Origin of the sequence: Pontibacterium sp. (genome assembly GCF_964228735.1) — a bacterium.
Classification (GTDB): Bacteria; Pseudomonadota; Gammaproteobacteria; order Pseudomonadales; family Balneatricaceae; genus Pontibacterium.
Genome location: NZ_CAXRBQ010000015.1, coordinates 1 through 4,930 on the forward strand (window position 1 = coordinate 1; position 4,930 = coordinate 4,930).

Annotated in this window: 7 protein-coding genes; 1 reads left to right on the forward strand and 6 read right to left on the reverse strand. The window is 54.6% G+C overall.

The annotated features are described in order from the left end of the window. The coding region (locus ACEQ15_RS01350; protein WP_370277185.1) for a hypothetical protein at window positions 1–189 on the forward strand (189 nt) is incomplete at its 5' end. A gap of 193 nt (window positions 190–382) precedes the next feature. Here the strand turns inward: ACEQ15_RS01350 and ACEQ15_RS01355 are convergent. The 6 genes from ACEQ15_RS01355 to ACEQ15_RS01380 form a co-directional block, all read right to left on the reverse strand. Continuing rightward, window positions 383–799 (reverse strand): Crp/Fnr family transcriptional regulator, encoded by a 417-nt coding sequence (locus ACEQ15_RS01355; protein WP_370277186.1) that lies wholly within the window; start codon window positions 797–799, stop codon window positions 383–385. A gap of 387 nt (window positions 800–1,186) precedes the next feature. Next, a complete protein-coding gene (locus ACEQ15_RS01360) occupies window positions 1,187–2,044 on the reverse strand; it encodes a D-amino acid aminotransferase (RefSeq protein WP_370277187.1) in 858 nt (285 codons plus the stop codon). Between the two features lie 112 nt (window positions 2,045–2,156). After that, window positions 2,157–3,032: a DUF4392 domain-containing protein gene (locus ACEQ15_RS01365; RefSeq protein ID WP_370277191.1), complete on the reverse strand. Its 876-nt coding sequence runs from the start codon at window positions 3,030–3,032 to the stop codon at window positions 2,157–2,159. A gap of 28 nt (window positions 3,033–3,060) precedes the next feature. Further along, complete coding sequence (locus tag ACEQ15_RS01370) at window positions 3,061–4,014, reverse strand: biotin-dependent carboxyltransferase family protein (RefSeq protein ID WP_370277188.1); 954 nt, start codon at window positions 4,012–4,014, stop codon at window positions 3,061–3,063. Then, the gene (gene pxpB / locus ACEQ15_RS01375) at window positions 4,004–4,690 is read right to left on the reverse strand and encodes a 5-oxoprolinase subunit PxpB (RefSeq protein WP_370277189.1); all 687 of its coding nucleotides are present in this window, start codon (window positions 4,688–4,690) and stop codon (window positions 4,004–4,006) included. The genes ACEQ15_RS01370 and pxpB overlap by 11 nt, the downstream gene beginning before the upstream one ends. After that, a partial coding sequence (locus ACEQ15_RS01380) for a LamB/YcsF family protein (protein WP_370277190.1) occupies window positions 4,687–4,930 on the reverse strand: 244 nt, incomplete at its 5' end. The genes ACEQ15_RS01380 and pxpB, both read right to left, overlap by 4 nt.

Genomic DNA, 4,930 nt, shown 5'->3' on the forward strand with positions numbered 1-4,930 from the left:
CTGAATCGTATTCAGTCCCCATTTTGGTGTTCCCTTGTAGCAGACCTCTCCGAGGGCGACGTCTCGTATCTAATGAATCATAAAAATAGAAATATCCGAGTAAGCGTCCATATGCTGCGCAACGCCACCGAAGATCTGCTCATGCACCCGGCTGAGGATGAATCGCCCATCACCAGACCTGTACTCTAATGACCACACAACACCAGCAACGCCTCCCCAACCGAACTGCAAACACTTTCGCTAAGCAGCCTGTCGACTTTAAGCAACGAGAAAGAGCATATTGTGTAGGCAAGTATGAGACATAGATTTGGAGAAGTGGCTGGTGTTGGGCTTCACTACGTGAAGGCCAACCTACGGTGTGATACAGATGTCGAGCGCCAGGTTACTTGTACTCAGTGCACATCGCATCAAGATCGGCAATTTCGCGGCTCATTTCGCGAGTGACGTTGATCATGAGGATTTTGAACTCTTCCGGAAACTTCTCACAGAAGCGATGGAACAGTTCTGCCGGGATCTCCAGCAAGTAACCTTCATCTTCCATGATCTGGGTGCCGTGGCGTTTCTGCAGACCGATCATGCCGACAAATCCCACCTGTTCACCCGGTCCGTAGTAGCGCAGTTTCACCATCTGGCCACAGGCCTCTTTGGCCTTGTGGAAACGGGTACCACCGCTCAGGACGATAAAGAAGGATTCAGATTTGTCATTCAGTGCGTACAGCACATCGCCGGGCATACTGTGGTAGAGATTACCTTCTTCCATCAGGTAGGTAAGGCTGGCGTCAGGCAACGCCCCAAACATGGCTAGATCACGACAAACGGAGGGAGGGAAAAGGTTAACGAGATCTTTGTACGACTGCTTCTGCATCGATAAGGTCCGTGGCAAAACGCGCTTCCAATTATAGTCAATTTGACCGTAGCACAGAGATTAAGTTACGCGCATACGCAGATGGTCGATCAGACCTTTGGACAGGCGAAAAAAGAGGGGCATAAGCCCCTCCATGTGAGTGCGGTTTATCCATAAACCGGTAGAGCGAGCACGCCAGGTTGCCTCTCGAATGACTATATATGCGCAACGCCACCCGAGTTACATCAAAGCGCTGGGTCTTACCATTTGTAAGGTAAGAAGGGACAGGTGAACGCCCGGTAAGGCGATCACCCGAATTCGCCAAATACGTTGTAAATCGACTTAGTAGTCGTACTTACCAGCAGAGTACAGCGCCTGTGCTTTAACCCACACGTCGCCGATGTTGCCGTCGCCTACAGGCTGGCCGTCCAGTTCAACAACTGGAGCGATCTCTTTACTGGAGCTGGTCAGCCAGATTTCGTCTGCGTTGCGTACTTCATCCATAGTCACGATGCGCTCTTCAACTTTGATAGAGCCGTCTTTGCCCAGGATGTCCAACAGCATCAGACGAGTGATACCCGGCAGGATCTGGTTGTCCAGCGGAGGAGTGATCACAACGCCGTCTTTTACGATGTACGCGTTACATGCAGAACCTTCAGTCAGTTCGCCTTCACCGTTGTACAGCAGGATTTCGTTGTTGCCGGACTCGTAGCCCTGCTGGAAGTGCATTACGTTACCCAGCAGTGCTGTAGATTTGATGTTGCAACGCTTCCAACGCAGGTCTTCGGTGCTGGAAACTTTGTAAGACTTAGCAACGTCTTTGTCAGCTACTGGAGCCGCTGGGATTTCGAATACGAATGCGAAAACGGTCGCTTCGATATCTTCCGGGTACGCGTGGAAACGCTTGCTGTCTGCACCACGGGATACGTGCAGGTAGATACCCAGGTTACCGCCACCGTTCTTTTCAATCAGGTTTTCACATACTGCACGCCAGTCAGCGTGGGAGTAGTTAAACTTAACGTCGATGAAGCCCAGACCTTCGTTCATGCGGTCGATGTGAGGGCCAAAACCAACCAGTTTGCCATCGTAAGAAGGGATCACCTCGTAGATGCCGTCACCGAACAGGAAGCCACGGTCCATTGGCGAGATCTTCGCTTCGGACATTGGCATGTAGGATCCGTTTAGATAAACAATACTCATAACAAACTCCAAACTTGGCAGTCTCTGATCGTGAGTCCCCTCACGCGACCACCTTTTTCAAAAATTAAGTCTCACTCACCCCTCTGCCTAAGCAGAGGCGTCAAAATTCAAATCAGGCAAAGCCTGTCAGTTTGCGCAGTTCCAGCAGCATGGACACACCATCTTCTGCTGGCAGGCTGTCTTCGGTCAGGGTGTTGTCACGGGTTACACCGTCAACACTGCCGCGCTCGGACAAGTACTGCAGTACTTCCAGATTGTCGAAGTCAGCCAGCAGGTCCTGGCCGTTCAACCAACCCATCAGAGCAACCAGCGCGTGGCCACCCCAGTTGGATACATCAGCCACAACCAGCTCAGAACAGCGGGTTACAGCCGGAGTGATGTCCAGGCTACGCAGTGCCGGACGTACGTTACCCATACCAATCTCGTTACCACCGTCACCGATAGCGATGGACGGGCAACCTGCTTCCTGCATGATCTCGTCGAAGCTTGCTGCGTTCGGGGTAATGGATTCGCCACGCATGTTGTAGTAACCGGCATCTTCTGCCTGTCCTGGACGCTCGATAGAGATAACCAGCTGAGGGTTGTACTGGGCCAGGATTTCGTCAGCAGCCTGCAAACGCTCTTCGCGGCTCAGTTCACCTACCGGCAGTTTGTGGATGCGGTAGTCAGATTCCATCGCGCTAGCCAGCGGATCGCCGCACACCATGATTGGGGTTGCACCGCACGCTTCAAACGCTTTGTACAGGGAGATCGCACCTACTGGGCCATCGGTTTCAAATGTGCCCGCTACCGGGAAGCCGGTACCGATCAGCACGTTGCCTTTACACTGCTGCATCATCATCGCTGCACGCAGGCAGTAACCTGGCAGCATCATGCCCTGCACTGTTTTCATGCCACGGAGGTTACGAGATACCAACAGTTCTTCGATCGACAGGCTGAGCTTCATAGCTTCTTGCAGCTGCGCCTGTGGGGTAATTTCCTGTTTCATATTCACGAACGGTCTCCAGTTATTGTTCTTAGCACGCTTCTGGCTCAGTCACCGATGTGCGGTGCTTGGCCAGCAAGTGCAGGTTGTGGGCGTCATCAATGGTGATCGCCTCAAACGTAATGGTTGCCCCTGGCGTCAGCTGACACAGCTTAGCGGTGTCCAGAGACAGTACTGAACCCAGTTTTGGGTAACCGCCGATGGTCTGGCGGTCGTTCAGCAGGATAATTGGCTGACCATCGGCAGGAACCTGGATCGCACCGTGACAGATACCCTCAGACAGGATGCCGTCAATCGCTGGTTTGATCTCCGGACCGGTCAGGCGGTAACCCATACGGTCACTGCGGTCGGTGGTCTTGTACTCACTGGTGAAGAAGCGTGCGATCTGCAGGTCGCTGAACGCCTGCTTCTGGTAACCCAGAATGACACGCAGGTGCGCTTCAGCGCCGTAAGTCGGACGGTGCGCTTCAGCCAGCACCAGGCAGCCATTTGCAGAGGTCGCTGCACAGGCCAGAAAATCGTTAGGTTCCAGCTTGCCACCGTTCAGCCCGCCGATGGATTCGCGGCTGACGGTAGCGGCACTACCAAAGCTGTGTGGGATATCAAAGCCACCGGCAACCGCCAGGTAGGCACGGCAACCTTGGGTGGCGTAACCCAGCTCGATCACATCACCCGCGTTTACCGGGTGGCTGCGCCACAGCTCTTTTTCCTGACCATTGATGGACAAAGGGATCTCTGCACCGGTCACTGCCAGACGCGTTGTCGTCTGTGCTTCCAGCGTCAGGCCGCCAAAGCTCACTTCCAGCGCGGTCGCACCTTCATCATTGCCACACAGGCGGTTTGCCCAACCAAATGCCTCGGCATCCAGTGGACCACCGCAGGTCAGACCGATGCCGTGCTGGCCGAAACGGCCCGCATCCTGGATCAGTGTCATCAGGCCTGGCTGGCGTACCAGGAAGCCTTCAGTGTTCGCGTTATGCGTCATCTAAGGTACCTCCCAGTGAGAAGAAATCATCGCGGCTGATCGATTCGAAACGTACACGATCACCCACCTGTACTGGCATGGTTGGCTGTGCGTCCGGATCGAACATACGCTGTGGACAGCGGCCGATCAGGTTCCAGCCACCCGGAGAAACGGCCGGGTAGATTGCGGTCTGACGGTCTGCGATACCTACAGCACCACGCGGTACACGCTGGCGCGGGGTAGACAGTCGAGGCGCAGCAATGCGCTCGTCCACATCACCCAGGTATGCAAAACCCGGCGCGAAACCGATTGCGTAAACACGGTACTCACCCGCCATGTGGATCTGGATCACCTCTTCAGTGGTCAGATCAGCATTACGGGCCAGCTGCTCCAGATCAGCACCGGCTTCGGTACCGTAGAACACTGGCAGCGTGACGATGCGGCCCTCTTCGGACGCTTCGTCAGACAGTTCGCCCATCACCTTGCGGATGCCTGCGCGGACATGCAGGTGATCGCAACGGAACATATCGAAGATCAACAGAACGGATGCATAAGATGGCACCAGATCAACCAGGCTATCACCCAGCTCCTGCTTCAGCAGGCGGGCTGCCTGTTCTACGCGGTTAGCCGTTCCCGGCTCGCCGTGTTCGCCCAGATAGAGGATCAGGGCGTTTTCGCCTGCAACCTCAATTCTCATGCTTCGATCACTCCACGGATCGCTTCGATAGCACGCACACCCTCTTCGTTATCGCCGTGAACACACAGGGTGTCCGCTTCGATCTTCAGGATGTTGCCGCTAACGGTCGTCAATGTGCCTTCGCGACACAGTTGCTCAACCTGAGCCAGCATTTTTTCGCGGTTGTGTACCGCGCCTGGCTTGGAACGTGCCAGCAGTTTGACGTCCTCATCGTAGCAACGGTCAGCAAAGGCTTCAAAC